The organism is Enterobacter cloacae complex sp. HYC042_NIDB (genome assembly GCF_056673315.1).
Window position 1 is genome coordinate 1,443,849 of sequence record NZ_CP109650.1, and the last position, 19,688, is coordinate 1,463,536.

The following is a 19,688-nucleotide window of genomic DNA, read 5'->3' on the forward strand; positions in this document are numbered from 1 at the left end:
GTCTGTATGGAATTCAGCAATCCTTTCGATAATCCGCAGGGACAGTTCGCCATTTTGCAAAATGACCAGGGGCAGTACAGCCTGTGGCCGCAGCAGTGCGAATTGCCCGCGGGCTGGCGCGTGGTCTGCGAACCGCACTCTCAGGAGGCGTGCCAGCAGTGGCTGGCGCAACGCTGGCAGACGCTTAAGCCGTCCTCTTTTGCGGGGGAGCGCGCATGAACCGTCTCCCTCTCGTCGCCGCCCAGCCGGGTATCTGGATGGCAGAGCAGCTTTCCTCGCTGTCAAACGCCTGGAGCGTGGCGCACTACACCGAGCTGAAAGGAAATATCGACGCGCCGCTGTTGGCTAAAGCCATCGCTGAGGGCATGATGCAGGCCGATACTCTGCGCACGCGTTTCGCTGAAGATAACGGCGAGGTCTGGCAGTGGGTCGATGAGACCCTGATCCTGCCGGAGCCGTCCATCGTTCGCGTTGATTCTCACGACGCCGCCGTGGCGCTGATGGAGGCCGATCTCAGCCAGGATCTGCGCGTGGACAGCGGTCAGCCGCTCGCTTTTCATCAGCTGATTCAGGTCGGTGACAACCGCTGGTACTGGTATCAGCGCTATCACCATCTGGTGGTGGATGGCTTCAGTTTCCCGGCAATTACCCGCCAGATCGCCGCGATTTACGCCGCCTGGAAGAAAGGTGAACCTACCCCAGCCTCACCGTTTACCCCGTTCGCTGATGTCGTTGACGAGTATCAGCGCTACCGAGACAGCGAGGCGTATCAGCGCGACGGTGCCTTCTGGGAGGAGCAGCGCAAACAGCTTCCTCCTCCGGTCTCGCTCTCCTCCGCGCCGCTACCGGGACGCGCCGCCACTACCGACATTCTGCATCTGAAAATGGCAATGGACGCTCGCGCCTTTAGCCAGCTGGCGCAGGCAGCCGGGCAGGCACAGCGTACCGATCTGGCGCTTGCGCTGGTGGCGCTGTGGCTGGGCCGCCTCACCGGACGGCTGGACTACGCCGCCGGGTTTATCTTTATGCGCCGCATGGGGTCCGCCGCGCTGACCGCAACCGGCCCGGTGCTTAACGTCCTGCCGCTGGCGGTGAATATTAATCCGCTTGAGAGCCTGCCGGAGCTGGCGCTGCGCCTGGCGAACCAGCTGAAAAAGATGCGCCGCCATCAGCGCTACGACGCCGAGCAGATCGTGCGCGACAGCGGGCGGGCCGCAGGGGACGAACCCTTGTTTGGGCCGGTGCTGAACGTGAAGGTGTTTGATTATCAGCTGGATATTGACGGCGTGGAGGCCATCACCCACACGCTGGCGACCGGCCCGGTGAACGATCTGGAGCTGGCGCTGTTCCCGGACGAGCAGGGCGGATTAAGCATTGAGATCCTCGCCAACAGGCAGCGTTACGACGACGCGACGCTGAAGCGCCACGTTTCGCGCCTGAACGCGATGCTGGCGCAGTTTGCCGCGAACCCGGACCTGCGCTGTGGCGACGTGGAAACCGTATCAGAGCAGGAATACGCCCGGCTGGCGCGCATCAACGATACCGGCCTGGCGCTGCCCTCCACCACGCTGGCGGATCTGGTGGCGGAGCAGGCGAGCAAAACGCCGGACGCCCCCGCGCTGGCGGATGCCCATATTGAGCTGAACTACCGCCAGATGCGCGAGCAGGTGGTCGCGCTGGCAAACCTGCTGCGCGCGCGCGGCGTGAAGCCGGGCGACAGCGTGGCGGTGGCGCTTCCGCGTTCGGTGTTCCTCACCCTGGCGCTGCACGGCATTGTTGAAGCCGGCGCCGCCTGGCTGCCGCTGGATACCGGCTACCCGGACGATCGTCTGCGGATGATGCTGGAGGACGCGAAACCGTCGCTCCTCATTACCACCGACGCGCAGCTTCCGCGCTTTAACGATCTGCCGATACCTTCGCTTAGTTACAACATGCTATTGCCGACCACAGGCGCTGAACCTCTGCGTCTGGCGAAGCCGGAGCAGACCGCGTACATCATCTTTACCTCGGGTTCAACGGGACGCCCGAAAGGGGTGATGGTAGGCCATACCGCCATCGTTAACCGCCTGAAGTGGATGCAGGATCATTATCCACTGGCGGCGCATGACGTCGTGGCGCAGAAAACGCCGTGCAGCTTTGACGTGTCGGTGTGGGAGTTCTGGTGGCCGTTTATCGCCGGGGCAAAGCTGGTGATGGCCGAGCCGGACGCGCACCGCGATCCGCAGGCGATGCAGAGCTTCTTCGCAGAATATGGCGTAACCACCACCCACTTCGTGCCCTCGATGCTGGCGGCATTTGTTGCCTCGCTGACGCCGGAAAACGTCGACTGTTGCAGGACGCTGAAGCAGGTGTTCTGTAGCGGCGAGGCGCTGCCAACGGCGCTGTGCCGCGAGTGGGAGCAGCTCACTCATGTACCGCTGCACAACCTCTACGGCCCAACCGAAGCGGCGGTGGACGTGAGCTGGTATCCGGCGTACGGCCCGGAGCTGGCGGCGGTGGAGGGCAACAGCGTGCCGATCGGCTTCCCGGTGTGGAATACGGGGCTGCGCATTCTGGACGCGATGATGCGCCCGGTGCCGTTCGGCGTGGCGGGCGATCTGTATCTCACCGGCATTCAGCTGGCACAGGGGTATCTGGGACGGCCCGACCTCACCGCCAGCCGCTTTATTGCCGATCCGTTTGCCCCAGGCGAGCGGATGTATCGCACCGGAGACGTCGCCCGCTGGCTGGACAACGGGGCGGTGGAATATCTGGGCCGCAGCGATGACCAGCTGAAAATCCGCGGTCAGCGCATTGAGCTGGGCGAAATCGACCGGGCGATGCTGTCATTGCCTGACGTGGCTCAGGCCGTGGCGCATGCGTGTGTATTCAACCAGGCAGCGGCAACGGGCGGCGATGCCCGCCAGCTGGTAGGGTATGTGGTTTCCGAATCCGGTTTACCGCTGGATCGCGACGCGCTGCTGGACTCGCTCAGGGCACAGCTGCCGCCGCATATGGTGCCGGTGGTGCTGCTGCAAATCAGCGCGCTGCCGCTAAGCGCCAACGGCAAGCTGGATCGCAAGGCGCTGCCGCTGCCGGAGCTGACCAGTAAAACCTCCGGTCGCGCACCCGAGACGCAAACCGAAGCCGCCGTGGCGCAGGCGTTTTCTGCGCTGCTGGGCTGCGAAGTAAACGATATCGATGCCGACTTCTTTGCCCTCGGCGGTCATTCGCTGCTGGCGATGCGCCTCGCGGCTCAGCTCGGTCGTGCGTTCAGCCGCAAGGTCACGCCGGGGCAGATTATGGTCGCCTCGACGGTCGGCAAGCTCAGCGCGCTGCTGGACTCGCAGATGAGCGACGAACAGGCGCAGCGTCTGGGGTATGAAACCCTGCTGCCGCTGCGTGAAAGCAACGGCCCGACGCTGTTCTGCTTCCATCCGGCGTCCGGCTTTGCCTGGCAGTTCAGCGTCCTGGCGCGCTACCTCAGCCCGCGCTGGTCGATTACCGGCATTCAGTCGCCGCGGCCAAACGGCCCGATGCAGCAGTGCGAGGATCTCGATGGGGTGATCGAACATCACCTGAAAACGTTGCGTAAGCAGCAGCCGCACGGACCGTATTATCTGTTCGGCTATTCGCTCGGCGGCACGCTGGCGCAGGGCATTGCGGCCCGCCTGCGCCAGCAGGGTGAAGAGGTTTCGTTCCTCGGCCTGCTGGATACCTGGCCGCCGGAAACCCAGAACTGGGCGGAGAAAGAGGCAAACGGCCTTGACCCGGAAGTGCTGGCGGAGATCGAGCGCGAGCGTCAGGCGTTTATCGCCGCCCAGCAGGGACAGGGCTCCAGCGAATTGTTTAACACCATTGAAGGCAACTACGCGGACGCGGTGCGGTTGCTCACCACCGCGCACAGTTCATTCTTTGACGGTAAAGCGACGCTGTTTGTTGCCGAACGCACGCGAACGATGGATCCGCATACGGCCTGGGCACCGTGGGTGGGCGAGCTGGAGGTCTACAGCCAGGACTGCGCCCACGTGGATATCATTTCACCGCAGGCGTTCGAGAAGATAGGACCGGTGTTGAAGGAAATATTGGAGTAACGTCAACAGCGCCGGGTGGCGGCTACGCCTTACCCGGCCTACGGGAGCTGACTGTAGGCCGGGTCCGGCAATTACCGCCGACCTAACGGCACCACCAGCGGCGTACCCGCCACCGGATCGTCAATAATCATGCAGCGCATGCCGTAGATCCGCTCGATCAGCTCTGGCGTCACAATCTCCTTCGGCGCGCCCTGCGCCACAATCTCGCCGTCGCGCAGCGCAATCAGATGCGTGGCGTAGCGGCACGCCTGGTTTAAATCATGCAGCACCGCCGCCAGGGTATACCCCTGCGTGCGGTTCAGCTCGCTCAGCAGCTCCAGCAGGTCAATCTGATGGCTGATGTCCAGCCAGGTCGTCGGCTCGTCCAGCAGCATAATGGCGGTTTCCTGCGCCAGCACCATCGCGATCCACGCCCGCTGTCGCTGTCCGCCAGAGAGGGTATCCACGCTTTGCTGAGCCAGATCGGTGATGCCCGTTGCCTGCATCGCGCGCTTCACGGCCTCGTCGTCCTCTTTGCGCCAGCGGGTAAACAGCGGTTGGTGTGGGTAGCGTCCGCGCGAGACCAGCTCCTGCACCGTGATATCTCCCGGCGTGGTGGCGTTTTGCGCCAGCAGCCCGATGCGCCTGGCCACCTCTTTGCTGGCGAAGCGCTGGATCTGCTCTCCGTCGAGGAATACGCTGCCCTCTGTCGGCGACATCAGGCGGCTCAGGGTGCGCAGCAGGGTTGATTTGCCGCAGCCGTTCGGACCGATAATCGCGGTGAAGTGGCCGTCCGGAATGGCGACGGTTAAATCACAGGCAATGATTTTTTTGCCATAGCCGAGGGTCAAATTTTCGCCGCGCAAGCGGGTTGTTGAATCTGTCATTTCTTGCGTGACTCCTGAACGAGCAAGACGATGAGGTAAATCCCGCCGAGGCTGACGGTCACCACGCCCACCGGAAGTTGATAAGGCATAAACAGCCGCTGGGCGCAGAGATCGGCGGCCAGCAGCAGCATCGCACCGCACAGGGCAGCCTGGGTCAAGCCCCAGCGCGCGGTGCCGCTAAGACGCCGCGCGATATGCGGCGCGACAAGGGCAATAAACGAGATCGGCCCGGCGATGGCGGTGGAGGCGGCGGTCAGCAGTACCGCCACCAGCATCAGCATCAGACGCGAGCGCTCAACGCTCACGCCCAGCGCGCAGGCGCTGTCGTCGCCCATCTCCAGCAGGCGCATCCGGCGTACCAGCAGCAGGGCGCCGATAAACATCAGCAAAATTAGCGGCGCGGCGGGCCAGGTTTTGCCCCACGTCAGGCCGTTGAGGGAGCCGGCGTACCACAGCCCGGCGGAGAGCGCGGTTTCCAGAGACGCCTGCAACAAAAGCCAGGTGTTAAACGCCATCAGCATCGCGCGGATGCCGATCCCGATAATGATCAGCCGGAAGGTGTCGATGCCGTTGCGCCAGGCCAGGGCCCAGATAAGCAGCGAGGTCAGAATGCCGCCCGCCATCGCCGTAAAGGTAATGGCCGTCAGATGTTGCCCGAACAGCACCATCGCCACCAGCACGCCGCTCCACGCGCCGGTATTCAGGCCCATCACGTCCGGGCTGCCGAGGGGGTTACGCATCAGCGACTGGAAAATCGCGCCGCTGACGCCGAGCGCCGCGCCTACCAGGATCGCCATCGCCACGCGCGGCAGCCGCCATTCGGTGACCACCATGATGATGTTACGCGGCGCGCTGCCGGTGAGGGCGTGAAAGACCTGCGCGAAATCAAGCGTTACGGCACCGCTTTGCAGGCTCCAGACCGCCAGCAGAGTAATGGCGATAGCCAGCAGGAAGACGCTGGTGAGTAAACGACGGGAAGGAGCCATCATGCGCCACCTCCGCGTCTGCGACGTACCAGGAAGATCAGCACCGGCGCGCCGATAAACGCGCTCACCACCGAGACGCGCAGCTCGCCGGGCACCAGCAGGCGGCCCAGCACGTCGGCAAACAGCAGCAGGGCAGGGGTGGCCAGCAGCGTGACCGGCAGCGACCAGCGGTGGTCCGACCCCACCAGCCAGCGCGCCATGTGCGGCATCATCAGGCCGATAAAGGCGATCGGACCGACCACGGCGGTTGCGCTGCCGCTTAGCACGGTGATAGCGAGCAGGCCAGTCAGCTGCGTGCGCGCCACGCGGTTGCCGAGGGCGGTCGCGGTGTCGCTGCCGAGGCTCAGGCTGTTCAGCGACCGGCTTAAACACAGCGCCACGACGGCGGCGATAATGACCGGGATTGCCACCACGTTTAAAGTTTCAAGGGTGCGGATATCCAGCGAGCCGGCCTGCCAGAAGCGCAGCTGGTCGTAGACGTCCGGGTTGAGCAGGGCGATACCGCTGGACAAGCCTTCCAGCACTGCCGCGAGCGCTACGCCCGCAAGCGTCAGGCGAACCGGGCTCAGTTGCCCGCCGCCCTGACTTCCGGTAAACGCGACCACCAGCGAGGCGGCCAGCGCGCCGCAGAAGGCCATTACCAGCTGTTCAGAGGGTGACGTCAACCCGAACAGCGCTGCGCCGAGCACGATGGCAAAGCTGGCCCCGGAGTTGACGCCGAGAATGCCGGGGTCCGCCAGCGGGTTACGGGTAAGGGTTTGCATCAGGGCACCCGCAAGGCCAAGCGCGCCACCGGCCAGCAGTCCGGCAAGAGTGCGGGGCAGGCGGGCGTCGAGCACGATGGTGCAGTCGGCGCTCTGACAGGTGCCGGAGAGTGCATCAACGATAACGTAGGCGGGTAGCGGCTTCGCGCCGACCAGCAGGCTGAGTGCAATCGCAAGGATTAGCAGTAGCAATAATACGGGCACGGCAATGGCGCGCACCGCAGAAGAGGAAAACGACATAGCAACATCCATGATTTGATAATGATAGTGATTATCGTTATCTATCTTATTTGGCTATGTTAGCATGTGCGCCCATGGAATGGGTAGAAATAGACTCAAGGCTTTGTCATGAATCAAAAATCCTGGCTGCTTAACCTCAGCCTGTTGAAAACGCATCCGGCGTATCGCGCCGTTTTTATCGCTCGCTTTATCTCCATTTTGTCCCTCGGCCTGCTCGGCGTCGCCGTGCCGGTACAGATCCAGACCATGACGCACTCCAGTTGGCTGGTGGGGCTATCCGTCACCTTAACCGGCGGGGCGATGTTTATCGGGCTGATGGTCGGCGGCGTGCTGGCGGATCGCTACGAGCGTAAGAAGCTGATCCTGCTGGCGCGCGGCACCTGCGGGGTGGGCTTTATCGGGCTGTGTCTGAACGCCATGCTGCCGGAGCCGTCGCTGATGGCGATTTATGCCCTTGGCCTGTGGGACGGTTTTTTCGCCTCGCTCGGCGTGACGGCGCTGCTGGCGGCAACGCCCGCGCTGGTGGGCCGCGAGAACCTGATGCAGGCGGGGGCGATCACCATGCTCACCGTGCGCCTCGGCTCGGTGATTTCGCCGATGGTCGGCGGCCTGCTGCTGGCAACGGGCAACGTGGCCTGGAACTACGGCCTTGCCGCGGCGGGCACCTTTATCACCACCCTGACGCTGCTGCGTCTGCCGCTCCTGCCACCGCCACCGCAGCCGCGCGAGCACCCGCTGAAATCGCTGATGGCCGCTATTCGTTTTCTGTTCAGCAACCCGCTGATTGGCGGCATTGCGCTGCTCGGCGGCCTGCTGACGATGGCGAGCGCCGTGCGCGTGCTTTACCCGGCGCTGGCGGGCGAGTGGCAGATGAGCGCCTCAGAGATTGGCGTGCTGTACGCCGCCATTCCGCTCGGTGCGGCCTGCGGGGCGCTGACCAGTGGTAACCTGGCCCAAAGCGCGCGTCCGGGCTTGATTATGCTGGTGGCGACGCTGGCCTCGTTTATCGCCATAGGCTTCTTCAGCCTGATGCCGGTTTGGGCGCTGGGGGTGATGTGTCTGGTGATTTTCGGCTGGCTGAGTGCGGTCAGCTCACTTTTACAGTACACCCTGATCCAGACCCAGACGCCGGAAGGGATGCTGGGGCGTATCAACGGCCTGTGGACCGCGCAGAACGTGACGGGCGATGCAATTGGCGCGGCGATCCTCGGCGGGCTGGGGGCGATAATGACCCCGGTGGCGTCGGCGAGCAGCAGCGGGTTTGTGTTAGCAATGGTTGGCGCGATCTTACTGGTGACGCTGGTGGAATTGCGGCGGTTCAGGCAGGAGGTCGTGTTGAACGACGGTGCGGCCTGATGCCCTCACCCCGGCCCTCTCCCACGGGGAGAGGGAGGGAAAATGCCTACATAAACAACGCATTCAATCTGTCTAACACCAGCATTGCGCTGTAATAATCCAGGCGGAACGTCTCCGTTCCCAGCGCCCAGACGCGCTTGTTTTTCACCGACGGTAAATGCGCCAGCAGCGGGTTGGCGTAAATCGCATTCACGTCTTTCTTGTCGCCGGCAAACACGAACAGCCCTTCGCCTTTCAGCCCCGTCGCCAGATTTTCTCCACCCAGCTGAATAATGTCGTGACGCTTGCCCTGGCTTTTTGAGGTGTGCAGCCCATCGGGTAACGCCGCCAGCGTAAAGCCCAGCTGGTGTAACAGCTTGCCCTGCGCCGATTCTGTCGTCCACAGGTTCGCCGTGTGCGCGGCGGCGGTGTAGACGATGGCATTCACCGGCTGCGGCGGCAGTTTCATCTGCTGTTTCACCTGCGCGAGCTGTTTATCGAACGCGGCGATGCGTTCAGCGGCCTGTTTCTCGTGCCCGGTCATCGTGCCCAGCTGGGTCAGCAATTCCTGCCAGCTTTTGTCGTCGTAATTGATGATAAGCGTCGGGGCGATGGCGGAGAGCTGATCGTACAGCGCCAGCGCGGAATCCCCGCCGGTGGCGCTGATCAAAATCAGATCCGGCATCTGGGCGGCCACCGCTTCGGCGCTTGGCTCGCCGATGTACAGCCGTGCAACCTTACGCTGTTTTGCAATATCCCCCCACTGGCGCAGGAAACCCTGCGCGTCCGCCACGCGATTGTTCGGCGTGGTTGCGCCGCTGGCAATGACCGGCGCGTCAATCGCCAGCAGGGAGCCGGTTAAGGTCACGCTGGTGGAGACAATGCGCGTCGGTTTGCTCTCAAGCGTATGCACGCCGCGGCTGTCGTTGACCTGGCGTGGCCAGTCTGCGGCGGTGGCTGAGGTTAGTCCTAAAACAAAAAGTCCTGTCAGAAGAAGGGCATTGCGGCAAACGGCAGCGATTTTCACAGAGCGGCATCCTGTTTTTATTGAAGATAATGCTTCTCATTTTCATGGTTGCCGGGAAGGGATGCAAGCGTTTGTCGCAGAAGTTAATGGCCCGACGGTTGACAGCGGCGCGCTGTGGGATTAGGTTAGCCGACGAAAATATAAATGATAATCATTATTGCTTCTTTTATCATTTTGAGGAGGATGATATGGACACGTCCCTGGCTGAGGAAGTTCAGCACACCGCGACCACGCTGCAATCAGACAGCTTTTTCTTTATGTCGCCTTACCGCAGTTTTACCACCTCAGGCTGTTTTGCCCGATTCTCTGAACCTGCCGTCGGCGGCGACGATCCGGCGGGGCAGTTCCAGCAGAAATTAGCCCAGGCTTTCCGGGATGCGAAAGCCAGCGGCATCGCCCATCCCGTCATGGTAGGGGCCATCCCGTTCGATACCCGCAAGCCGTCTTCGCTGTTTATTCCGCAACGCTGGGAGACGTTTTCCCGCCCCGCGCGTCAGCAGTCCGCACGCTATTTCTCCGGCGCGCAGGCGCTGAAGGTGGAACAGCGCACCGAGATCCCCGCTCAGCCCGTTTTTGAAGAGATGGTCGCGCGCGCCGCTTCGCTCACCGCCACGCCGCAGGTGAATAAGGTAGTGCTGTCGCGCCTGATTGATATCGCCACCGACAAAAAAATGGACAGCGGCGCGCTGATGGAGCGTCTGATCGCTCAGAACCCGGCGAGTTTTAACTTCCACGTGCCGCTGGAAGACGGCGGCGTGCTGCTCGGCGCCAGCCCGGAACTGCTGCTGCGCAAAGAGGGCAGGCACTTTAGCTCGCTGCCGCTGGCAGGCTCCGCGCGCCGCCAGCCGGACGACGTGCTGGATCGCGAGGCGGGCAATAAGCTGCTGGCCTCCGAAAAGGACCGCCACGAACACGACCTGGTGACCCAGGCGATGAAGGCCATTCTGGCGCCGCGCAGCCATCACCTGAGCATGCCGTCTTCCCCGCAGCTCATCACCACGCCGACGCTGTGGCATCTGGCGACGCCGGTTGAAGGTGACGCGCGCGAGAACGAAAACGCCCTGACGCTGGCCTGCCTGCTGCATCCGACCCCGGCCCTGAGCGGCTTCCCGCATCAGGCGGCTAAAGAACTGATTGCCGAGCTGGAGCCGTTCGACCGCGAGCTGTTCGGCGGCATCGTCGGCTGGTGCGACAGCGAAGGCAACGGCGAGTGGGTGGTGACCATCCGCTGCGCGCGTCTTTACGAAAATACCGTTCGCCTGTTTGCCGGCGCGGGCATTGTGCCTGCCTCCTCCCCGGTGGGCGAGTGGCGCGAGACGGGCGTGAAGCTCTCCACCATGCTTAACGTGTTTGGCCTGCACTAAGGAACGTTTATGACTATTCCCTTTACCCGCTGGCCTGAGGATTTTGCCCGCCGCTACCGTGAAAAAGGCTACTGGCAGGATCTGCCGCTGACCCACATCCTGACGGACCATGCGCAAAGCGATGCGGTCGCGATTATCGACGGCGAACGGCACATCACCTACCGCGCGTTTAATGAGGCGGTGAATAACCTCGCGTCTGCCCTCCAGGCGCAGGGGCTGCACCGCGGTGAGACCGCGCTGGTGCAGCTCGGCAACGTGGCCGAGTTTTACATCACTTTCTTTGCGCTGCTGCAAATTGGCGTCGCGCCGGTCAACGCGCTCTTTAGCCATCAACGCAGCGAACTGAACGCCTACGCGGTGCAGATAAAACCCGCCGTGCTGATCGCCGATCGCCAACATGCCCTGTTCGCGGGGGATGATTTTCTCAATACCTTTGTGAATGAACACCGCTCGGTTCGCGCCGTGCTGCTGCGCGGCGATAAGGGTGAACATGCGCTGGAAGCGGCGATTGCGCGCCCGGCGGACAACTTCATCCCGAACCCGACGCCCGCAGACGAGGTGGCGTTCTTCCAGCTCTCCGGCGGCAGCACCGGCACGCCGAAGCTGATCCCGCGTACGCACAACGACTACGACTACAGCATCCGCCGCAGCAATGAAATCTGCGGTATCACTGCCCAGACCTGCTATCTGAACGCGCTTCCCGCGGCGCATAACTACGCCATGAGCTCGCCGGGATCGTTAGGCGTGTTCACGGCGGGCGGCTGCGTGGTGCTGGCGAACGATCCGAGCGCCACGCTCTGCTTCCCGCTGATTGAGCAGCATCAGATCAACGTGACGTCGCTGGTCCCTCCGGCGGTGAGCCTCTGGCTGCAGGCGATTGCCGACGGCGCGGGGGACGCGCAGCTGAAATCCCTCAAGCTGCTCCAGGTGGGCGGCGCACGTCTCTCCGCCACGCTCGCGGCGCGTATTCCGGCGGAAATCGGCTGCCAGCTGCAACAGGTATTCGGCATGGCGGAAGGGCTGGTGAACTACACCGCCCTCGACGACGCACCGGAACGCATCATCAACACCCAGGGCCGCCCAATGTGTCCGGACGACGAGGTGTGGGTGGCGGACGAGGACGGCAACCCGCTCCCGCGCGGGGAAGTCGGACGTTTGATGACGCGCGGCCCATACACCTTCCGCGGCTATTTCAACAGCCCGGAGCACAACGCCAGCGCCTTTGATGCCAACGGTTTCTACTGCTCCGGCGATCTGATCGCCATCGATGAGCAGGGCTACATCACCGTGCAGGGGCGCGAGAAAGATCAGATCAACCGCGGTGGCGAAAAGATTGCCGCCGAAGAGATCGAAAACCTGCTGCTGCGCCACGAGGCGGTGATCCACGCCGCGCTGGTGAGCATGGAGGACACCCTGCTGGGCGAAAAAAGCTGTGCGTATCTGGTGGTGAAACAGCCCCTGCGTGCGGTTGAGGTGCGTCGCTTCCTGCGCGAGCAGGGCGTTGCCGAATTTAAGCTGCCGGACCGCCTGGAGAGCGTGGATGCGCTTCCGCTCACGCCGGTCGGCAAAGTTGATAAGAAACAGTTGCGCCTGTGGCTTGCTGAACGCGCCCGGGGCTGAGGAACAGAGTATGGCCATTCCAAAATTAACCGCTTACGCGCTGCCAACCGCTGCAGAGCTGCCGACCAACAAGGTGAACTGGGCGTTTGAGCCGGAGCGCGCCGCGCTGCTGATCCACGATATGCAGGAGTATTTCCTGAACTTCTGGGGCGAAAATAGCGACATGATGCAGCAGGTGGTGGCGAACATCGCTAAACTGCGCGCTTACTGCAAAGAACACAATATCCCGGTGTACTACACCGCGCAGCCGAAAGAGCAGAGCGATGAAGACCGCGCCCTGCTGAACGACATATGGGGGCCGGGCCTGACCCGCTCGCCGGAGCAGCAGCGCATCGTGGCTGAACTGACGCCGGACGAAGCGGACACCGTGCTGGTGAAGTGGCGCTACAGTGCGTTTCACCGCTCACCGCTGGAGCAGATGCTGAAAGAGACCGGCCGCAACCAGCTGCTGATTACCGGCGTGTATGCCCACATCGGCTGCATGACCACCGCCACCGACGCCTTTATGCGCGACATCAAGCCGTTCTTTATCGCCGACGCGCTGGCGGACTTCACCCGTGACGAGCACCTGATGTCGCTGAAATACGTGGCCGGACGTTCGGGCCGCGTGGTGATGACCGACGAGCTGCTGCCGTCCGTTCCGGCAACGAAAGCCGCGCTGCGCGCGCTGATCCTGCCGCTGCTGGACGAGTCCGACGAGCCGATGGATGACGAAAACCTGATCGACTACGGTCTGGACTCGGTGCGCATGATGGCGCTGGCCGCCCGCTGGCGGAAGGTGCACGGCGACATCGACTTCGTGATGCTGGCGAAAAATCCGACCCTCGACGCCTGGTGGGCGCTGCTCTCCCGCGAGGTGAAGTGATGGCGGGGTTCGATTTTACCGGTAAAACGGTTTGGGTAACGGGCGCGGGTAAAGGTATTGGCTATGCGACCGCGCTGGCCTTTGTGGAGGCGGGCGCGCGGGTGACCGGGTTCGATCTGGCCTTCCCGCAGGACGATTATCCGTTTGCCACCGAAACGCTGGACGTGGCGGACGCGGCGCAGGTGGGCGACGTCTGCGGGCGTTTACTCGGCACCCTTGAGCGCCTCGACGTGCTGGTTAACGCGGCGGGCATTCTGCGCATGGGCGCGACGGACGAGCTTTCGCAGGAAGACTGGCAGCAGACCTTTGCAGTTAACGTCGGCGGTGCGTTTAACCTGTTTCAGCAGACGATGGGCCAGTTCCGCCGTCAGCAGGGCGGGGCGATAGTGACCGTGGCCTCCGACGCGGCGCACACCCCGCGCATCGGCATGAGTGCCTACGGCGCGTCGAAGGCAGCGCTGAAAAGCCTGGCGCTGACCGTCGGGCTGGAGCTGGCGGGCAGCGGCGTGCGCTGTAACCTGGTGTCGCCGGGCTCAACGGACACCGACATGCAGCGCACCCTGTGGAAAAGCGACGATGCGGAGCAGCAGCGCATTCGCGGCTTTGGCGAGCAGTTCAAGCTCGGCATTCCGCTCGGCAAAATCGCCCGCCCGCGGGAAATTGCCGCCACCGTGCTGTTCCTTGCGTCCGATGCCGCCAGCCATATTACCCTGCAGGATATCGTGGTGGACGGCGGCTCCACGCTGGGGGCGTAATGATCTGGAAACGTCATTTATCGCTTGAAGAACTGAACGCCACCAGCGTGAATACCCTGGTGGCGCATCTGGGCATTGTCTATACCCGCCTCGGAGACGACACGCTGGAAGCGGAGATGCCGGTGGATGCCCGTACCCATCAGCCGTTTGGCCTGCTGCACGGCGGCGCCTCGGCGGCGCTGGCGGAAACGCTGGGCTCAATGGCCGGTTTTCTGATGACCCGCGACGGGCAGAACGTGGTCGGCACAGAGCTGAACGCCACGCACCATCGTGCGGTCTCTCACGGCAAGGTGCGCGGCGTGTGTCAGCCGCTGCATCTGGGGCGTTCGAGCCAGAGCTGGGAGATCGTGGTATTCGACGAGCAGGGGCGGCGGTGCTGTACCTGTCGGTTGAGCACGATGGTGCTGGGGTAGGCCATTCAGCTGAAAGTGATCGGCTTAACACTGTGGTGTAAATCTCTGGTTTGACCACGCATTATTGCGTTTCAAAGTTGTTAAATTTTATCCGTTGTTCTAGAAACAAAATGTAACATCTCACTGTTTCACAACAACGGACAACAACTATGAACAACTCAGGGAAATACCTTACGTGGGCGGTGCTCTCCGTTGTGGGAGCCTTTGCCCTGGGCTATATCGCCCTCAACCGGGGGGAGCAGATCAATGCGCTCTGGATCGTCGTCGCCTCCGTCTGCATTTATCTGATCGCGTACCGTTTTTATGGCCGCTATATCGCAAAGACGGTACTGGGCGTAGACGGCACACGCATGACGCCAGCCGTGCGCCACAACGACGGGCTGGACTACGTGCCGACCGACAAAAAAGTGCTGTTCGGTCACCATTTCGCGGCGATTGCCGGTGCAGGCCCGCTGGTGGGGCCGGTGCTGGCGGCGCAGATGGGCTACCTGCCGGGGATGATCTGGATCCTCGCGGGGGTGGTGCTCGCGGGCGCGGTGCAGGACTTTATGGTGCTGTTCGTCTCCACCCGTCGCGACGGCCGTTCTCTGGGTGAGCTGGTGAAAGAGGAGATGGGGGCAACCGCCGGGGTGATTGCGCTGGTGGCGACCTTTATGATCATGGTGATCATCCTCGCGGTGCTGGCGATGATCGTGGTGAAAGCGCTGACCCACAGCCCGTGGGGAACCTACACGGTCGCCTTTACCATTCCGCTGGCGCTGTTTATGGGGATTTACATTCGCTACCTGCGCCCGGGGCGCATCGGTGAAGTGTCGGTGATTGGCCTGGTGTTTCTGGTATTCGCGATTATCTCCGGCGGCTGGGTGGCGGAAAGCCCGACCTGGGCACCATTCTTCGACTTTACCGGCGTGCAGCTGACCTGGATGCTGGTGGGCTACGGCTTTGTGGCGGCGGTGCTGCCGGTGTGGCTGCTGCTGGCCCCGCGCGATTATCTCTCAACCTTCCTGAAAATCGGCACCATCGTCGGGCTGGCCATCGGCATTCTGATTATGCGCCCGACCCTGACCATGCCTGCGCTGACCAAATTCATCGACGGTACCGGCCCGGTCTGGACTGGTAACCTGTTCCCGTTCCTGTTTATTACCATCGCCTGCGGTGCGGTGTCCGGCTTCCACGCGCTGATTGCCTCCGGGACGACGCCGAAGATGCTGGCCAACGAGAATCAGGCCTGCCTGATTGGCTACGGCGGCATGCTGATGGAGTCCTTCGTGGCGATTATGGCGCTGGTCTCCGCCTGCATTATTGACCCGGGCGTTTACTTCGCGATGAACAGCCCGATGGCGGTACTGGCCCCGGCCGGCACCGTTGACGTGGTCGCCTCTGCCGCGCAAGTGGTGAGCGGCTGGGGCTTTGCCATTACCCCGGAAACGCTGACGCATATCGCTAATGAGGTGGGCGAGCAGTCAATTATCTCCCGCGCGGGCGGGGCACCGACGCTGGCGGTGGGCATGGCCTACATTCTCCACGGCGCGCTGGGCGGGCTGATGGACGTGTCGTTCTGGTATCACTTCGCCATCCTGTTCGAGGCGCTGTTTATTTTGACGGCGGTGGATGCGGGTACGCGTGCGGCGCGCTTTATGCTACAGGATCTGCTGGGGGTGATCTCCCCGAACCTGAAGCGGACCGATTCGCTCCCGGCTAACCTGCTGGCGACGGCGCTGTGCGTGCTGGCGTGGGGCTACTTCCTGCATCAGGGCGTGGTCGATCCGCTGGGCGGGATCAACACCTTGTGGCCGCTGTTCGGTATCGCCAACCAGATGCTGGCAGGCATGGCGCTGATGCTCTGCGCGGTGGTGCTGTTCAAGATGAAGCGCCAGCGTTACGCGTGGGTGGCGCTGGTGCCAACCGCCTGGCTGCTAATCTGTACCCTGACGGCGGGCTGGCAAAAAGCCTTCAGCCCGGACAATAAGGTGGGCTTCCTGGCCATCGCCAACAAGTTCCAGGCGATGATCGACAGCGGTAAGATCCCGGCGCAGTACACCGAGTCACAGCTGTCGCAGTTGGTGTTCAACAACCGTCTGGATGCCGGACTGACCATCTTCTTTATGGTGGTGGTTGTGGTGCTGGCGTTGTATTCTCTGAAAACCGCGCTGGCGGCGCTGAAGGTCGACACGCCGACGGCGAAAGAGACGCCGTACGAGCCGATGCCTGAAAACCTGGACGAGATTGTGACCCAGGCGAAAGGGGCGCATTAACCTGTGTGCCGGGTGGCGCTAGCGCTTACCCGGCCTACATTTCCAGTGAGACCAGAATGATGTTCGACACCCTCTCTAAAGCAGGTAAGTACCTGGGCCAGGCCGCCAAAATGATGATTGGCGTGCCGGATTACGATAACTACGTCGAGCATATGCGCGTCAACCACCCGGACCAGACGCCGATGACCTACGAAGAGTTTTTCCGCGACCGCCAGGACGCCCGCTACGGCGGCAAGGGCGGGGCGAAGTGCTGTTAACCCTCTTTCGGTAAATAGAGGCTGATTTGCTCCTGCTTGCAGCCATAAATTGCCGCCAGCTTTTCGCGTGTGCGCTTTTGCGGACGGGAGTCCAGCGCTTCCAGCTGTGATACGGCGGACTGGCTGATGCCGAGTTTTTCCGCCACTTCCTGCTGCGACATGCCGCGCAGAATGCGCCATGCGGCCTGCAGGCTGACGTTCTCGCTATGCATGATGTCGCACACTTCACCCGGTAAACCTACGTTATCGTAGATATCTGATTCGTAAGGGATGTCTTCCCAGTCGTTTTCATCATCGTCATCATACTCAAGCATGGCTAAACGCATGCGAAAATATTCATCGTAGGGAATGACAACATACTGTTTTTTTCCTTCTTCATCCTTGATGAACTGAATAGTCATATTCCGTATGCTCCTCATGAAGGTAGGTGGTGGTTGTCCGGCGTTTTACCGCCACTACGTAACAGGTATCACCCGGCGGGTCTCCGAAGGTGTAAATGACCCTGTAATCACCTAATCGCAACCTGTAGTGGTTTTCGGGAGAAGAAAATTTCTTGATATCCGCGACAGGTGATGTTTTATCATCCATCTTCTCCAGCCTGAATTTAATGCGGTTCTGATATCGCGTATCGATTTTAGAAAATTGCTTCTCTGCTGTTTTTGACCACACGATCTTCATCCGTACCTCCACTGTACGCCCACACAAAATATAAGGAAATAATAAGACTATTAGATAAATTCCGAATTTCTTATGGGGTACTGTAGAGCGGAAAAAAAGCGCAGGTAAGAGGCAAAACGCAAACCGTCGAGGCGGCTCGAAAAGGCCTCTGCCGGGCGACAGAGGCTTGCAGGAAAAATGCGATCAGGCGTTCAAACCGCCGTCCACGTCCAGACCGGTGCCTGAGATCTGCCCGGCTGCCGGGCTGGCGAGGAAGGTGACCGCCGCCGCGACGTCTTCCGGCTGGCCGTAATGGCCCAGGGCAATAAGCTGACGCTGTGAGTCAGCCTGTTCACCGTCCTCCGGATTCATATCGCTGTTGGTCGGTCCGGGGTGCACCAGGTTAACGGTAATGCCGCGCGGGCCAAGATCGCGGGCCAGACCGCGGGTGAGGGAGTTCAGTGCAGATTTGGTCATTGAGTAGACGGCAATCCCCGGCTGTGCCACGCGGTTCGCCAGACAGCTGCCGATGTTGATGATGCGCCCGCCGTCAGACATATGCACCAGCGCTTCCTGAATAGCGATCACCACGCCGCGGATGTTGACGTTGATCAGTGCGTCGATGTCCGCCAGCGTCATGGACTCCAGCGGGCCGCCGCGCGCGATACCGGCGTTATTGACCAGGATGTCCAGCCCGCCGAGAGAGCGTGCCGCATGGGTGACGGCATCCTGAATCGCCTGCGCGCTGGCGCTGTCCGCCTGAATGGCCTCGCCGTGCCGCCCCAGCGCCTTAATTTCATCCGCGACCGCCTGGGCTTTATCGGCGGATTTTTCATAGGTGATGACCACATCGGCACCGGCGCGCGCCAGCGACAGGGCAATCGCACGACCCAGCCCGCGGCTGGCGCCGGTAACCAGCGCCTTTTTACCTGTTAAATCGATCTGCATGATGACCTCGTTACGAGAGTGGTGAGAACCATCATTAGGTATAGCCCGTCGGCGCAATTAACGGCGGAAGGATTCTACTTTCTCAAACGCGGCGCGCAGAGCCTGAGGCGTTAACGTCACCGGCAGATAGTGAATCGACTCCACCGGGCGCAGCGTGTGGGCGATGACCTTGTCGAGATCGTCGCGGTTATTGATGTCGACGTCCAGCTCGCGAAGTGTGGTCGGCAGGTTAAAGCGCCGGTATGCCGCCACCAGCTGCGCCAGCACGTCGTCCTGGCCGAGCAGGGCGCTCTGCACCAGAATGCCGTAGGCCACCTTGGTGCCGTGCAGGTATTTTTCCGTCTGCGGCAGCACGGTTAAGCCGTTGTGCACCGCGTGCGCCGCCGCCACGCGGGTGTAGCGCTCCCCCAGGCCGCCGACCATCCCGCCGCCGGCAATAATAGCGTCCACCACGTCCCGAAACGCCTGCGTTAGCTCGCCGCGCTGCTGGTCGGCAAGCGCTTGCTCACTGTGTTCCAGCAGCACGTCGCGGATCGCCAGCGCGCCGTTAAGGCCAAGGCGCACGGTCAGCGGCAGGATTTCCGGCTGTGGGGCGAGAACCACCGCTTCGTACCACTTCGCCAGCGTATCGCCGATGCCCGCCAGCAAATATTCCGCCGGGGCGTTCAGAACGATCCGCGGCTCCATCAGCACCAGAAAGTTAGCGTCGTCAAAAATCTCAAACTGCAGCGCCTGACCGGCATCGTTGTACCAGACGGAGAGCGGCGTCCACGCTGCGCAGGTGGCGGCGATGGTGGGAATGCCCACGAACGGCACGCCTAAGCGGCGCGCCACGGCCTTGACGGTGTCCATCACCGCGCCGCCGCCCACGCCAATCACCACGCTGGCATCGCTGCCGGATTCGTTCACCAGACGGGTGACGTCGCGCTCGCTGCAATGGCCTTTAAACAGCAGGTGCTTCGCCCCCGGCGCGTTAAAGCTCTCCGGCAGGAATGGGCGCGCGCCCTCTATTGCGCGCTCGCCGTAAATCCACACCGCGCGGGAAAGCTGATCCGGGGTAAAGAAGTCATTCAGATGCGCAAGGCTTCCGGAATGGGAGAAGTAGTTCGCCGGGCCGGGCACGACGCGGATGTCGGTGTTGCTCATGGTGTTGTCCTTTTTTCGCAAGCGCTAACCCGATGTTATGTCTGGACATCCGGATGGCTAATAATATTTCGCTTTATCTTATGCCTTTTCCGTCGTTGTCAGTCAACCGGAGCTGTG

General features: G+C 62.0%; 18 protein-coding genes. 10 read left to right on the forward strand and 8 right to left on the reverse strand.

Annotation, left to right across the window (positions count from 1 at the left end; all coding sequences use genetic code 11):
- Nucleotides 1-6 precede the first annotated feature (6 nt).
- Together OKF39_RS06820 and entF are read left to right on the forward strand one after the other, a co-directional pair.
- Complete coding sequence (locus OKF39_RS06820; protein ID WP_048958938.1) at nucleotides 7-219, forward strand: MbtH family protein; 213 nt, start codon at nucleotides 7-9, stop codon at nucleotides 217-219.
- Nucleotides 216-4,073: an enterobactin non-ribosomal peptide synthetase EntF gene (entF, locus tag OKF39_RS06825; RefSeq protein WP_479983613.1), complete on the forward strand. Its 3,858-nt coding sequence runs from the start codon at nucleotides 216-218 to the stop codon at nucleotides 4,071-4,073. The genes OKF39_RS06820 and entF overlap by 4 nt, the downstream gene beginning before the upstream one ends.
- Nucleotides 4,074-4,144: 71 nt before the next feature.
- Here the strand turns inward: entF and fepC are convergent, their stop codons facing one another.
- The 3 genes from fepC to fepD are packed head-to-tail and all read right to left on the reverse strand — an operon-like array spanning nucleotide 4,145 to nucleotide 6,929.
- The gene (gene fepC, locus OKF39_RS06830) at nucleotides 4,145-4,939 is read right to left on the reverse strand and encodes an iron-enterobactin ABC transporter ATP-binding protein (RefSeq protein WP_063942788.1); all 795 of its coding nucleotides are present in this window, start codon (nucleotides 4,937-4,939) and stop codon (nucleotides 4,145-4,147) included.
- Entirely contained in the window at nucleotides 4,936-5,925 is a 990-nt protein-coding gene (gene fepG / locus OKF39_RS06835) for an iron-enterobactin ABC transporter permease (RefSeq protein ID WP_479983799.1), read from the reverse strand. Before fepG ends, fepC begins: the two co-directional genes overlap by 4 nt.
- Nucleotides 5,925-6,929, reverse strand: a complete 1,005-nt coding sequence (fepD, locus tag OKF39_RS06840) for a Fe(3+)-siderophore ABC transporter permease (protein WP_182034463.1) — start codon at nucleotides 6,927-6,929, stop codon at nucleotides 5,925-5,927. The genes fepG and fepD overlap by 1 nt, the downstream gene beginning before the upstream one ends.
- Nucleotides 6,930-7,037: 108 nt before the next feature.
- Between fepD and entS the strand changes: the two genes are divergently transcribed.
- Nucleotides 7,038-8,285, forward strand: a complete 1,248-nt coding sequence (entS, locus tag OKF39_RS06845; protein ID WP_248055758.1) for an enterobactin transporter EntS — start codon at nucleotides 7,038-7,040, stop codon at nucleotides 8,283-8,285.
- Between the two features lie 46 nt (nucleotides 8,286-8,331).
- Here entS and fepB read toward each other — a convergent pair whose 3' ends face one another.
- On the reverse strand, nucleotides 8,332-9,291 hold the full coding sequence (gene fepB / locus OKF39_RS06850) for a Fe2+-enterobactin ABC transporter substrate-binding protein (protein ID WP_479983614.1): 960 nt from the start codon (nucleotides 9,289-9,291) through the stop codon (nucleotides 8,332-8,334).
- A 188-nt stretch (nucleotides 9,292-9,479) separates the two neighbouring features.
- Here fepB and entC point away from each other — a divergent pair, with 188 nt between their 5' ends.
- From entC to OKF39_RS06885, 7 genes are all read left to right on the forward strand, one after another.
- The gene (gene entC, locus OKF39_RS06855) at nucleotides 9,480-10,655 is read left to right on the forward strand and encodes an isochorismate synthase EntC (protein ID WP_207119407.1); all 1,176 of its coding nucleotides are present in this window, start codon (nucleotides 9,480-9,482) and stop codon (nucleotides 10,653-10,655) included.
- Between the two features lie 9 nt (nucleotides 10,656-10,664).
- On the forward strand, nucleotides 10,665-12,275 hold the full coding sequence (gene entE, locus OKF39_RS06860) for a (2,3-dihydroxybenzoyl)adenylate synthase EntE (RefSeq protein WP_479983615.1): 1,611 nt from the start codon (nucleotides 10,665-10,667) through the stop codon (nucleotides 12,273-12,275).
- 10 nt (nucleotides 12,276-12,285) lie between these two features.
- Nucleotides 12,286-13,140 carry an isochorismatase gene (locus OKF39_RS06865; RefSeq protein WP_479983616.1) on the forward strand — a complete coding sequence of 285 codons (855 nt, stop codon included), beginning with the start codon at nucleotides 12,286-12,288 and terminating at the stop codon, nucleotides 13,138-13,140.
- Nucleotides 13,140-13,895, forward strand: a complete 756-nt coding sequence (gene entA, locus OKF39_RS06870) for a 2,3-dihydro-2,3-dihydroxybenzoate dehydrogenase EntA (RefSeq protein WP_236307755.1) — start codon at nucleotides 13,140-13,142, stop codon at nucleotides 13,893-13,895. Before OKF39_RS06865 ends, entA begins: the two co-directional genes overlap by 1 nt.
- Nucleotides 13,895-14,308, forward strand: coding sequence for a proofreading thioesterase EntH (entH, locus tag OKF39_RS06875; RefSeq protein WP_069733602.1), 414 nt, complete (start codon nucleotides 13,895-13,897; stop codon nucleotides 14,306-14,308). Before entA ends, entH begins: the two co-directional genes overlap by 1 nt.
- Nucleotides 14,309-14,457: 149 nt before the next feature.
- Nucleotides 14,458-16,563, forward strand: a complete 2,106-nt coding sequence (gene cstA, locus OKF39_RS06880) for a pyruvate/proton symporter CstA (RefSeq protein WP_017694336.1) — start codon at nucleotides 14,458-14,460, stop codon at nucleotides 16,561-16,563.
- Between the two features lie 59 nt (nucleotides 16,564-16,622).
- Complete coding sequence (locus OKF39_RS06885; protein WP_006809671.1) at nucleotides 16,623-16,820, forward strand: YbdD/YjiX family protein; 198 nt, start codon at nucleotides 16,623-16,625, stop codon at nucleotides 16,818-16,820.
- Here the strand turns inward: OKF39_RS06885 and OKF39_RS06890 are convergent.
- From OKF39_RS06890 to OKF39_RS06905, 4 genes are all read right to left on the reverse strand, one after another.
- Nucleotides 16,817-17,221, reverse strand: a complete 405-nt coding sequence (locus OKF39_RS06890; protein WP_063942796.1) for a helix-turn-helix domain-containing protein — start codon at nucleotides 17,219-17,221, stop codon at nucleotides 16,817-16,819. The genes OKF39_RS06885 and OKF39_RS06890 overlap by 4 nt on opposite strands.
- Nucleotides 17,196-17,498 carry a type II toxin-antitoxin system RelE family toxin gene (locus OKF39_RS06895; RefSeq protein ID WP_063942797.1) on the reverse strand — a complete coding sequence of 101 codons (303 nt, stop codon included), beginning with the start codon at nucleotides 17,496-17,498 and terminating at the stop codon, nucleotides 17,196-17,198. The genes OKF39_RS06890 and OKF39_RS06895 overlap by 26 nt, the downstream gene beginning before the upstream one ends.
- A 183-nt stretch (nucleotides 17,499-17,681) precedes the next feature.
- Nucleotides 17,682-18,425 (reverse strand): SDR family NAD(P)-dependent oxidoreductase, encoded by a 744-nt coding sequence (locus OKF39_RS06900; protein ID WP_028012303.1) that lies wholly within the window; start codon nucleotides 18,423-18,425, stop codon nucleotides 17,682-17,684.
- Nucleotides 18,426-18,482: 57 nt separating this feature from the next.
- Nucleotides 18,483-19,571 (reverse strand): oxidoreductase, encoded by a 1,089-nt coding sequence (locus tag OKF39_RS06905; protein WP_479983617.1) that lies wholly within the window; start codon nucleotides 19,569-19,571, stop codon nucleotides 18,483-18,485.
- Between the last annotated feature and the right edge of the window lie 117 nt (nucleotides 19,572-19,688).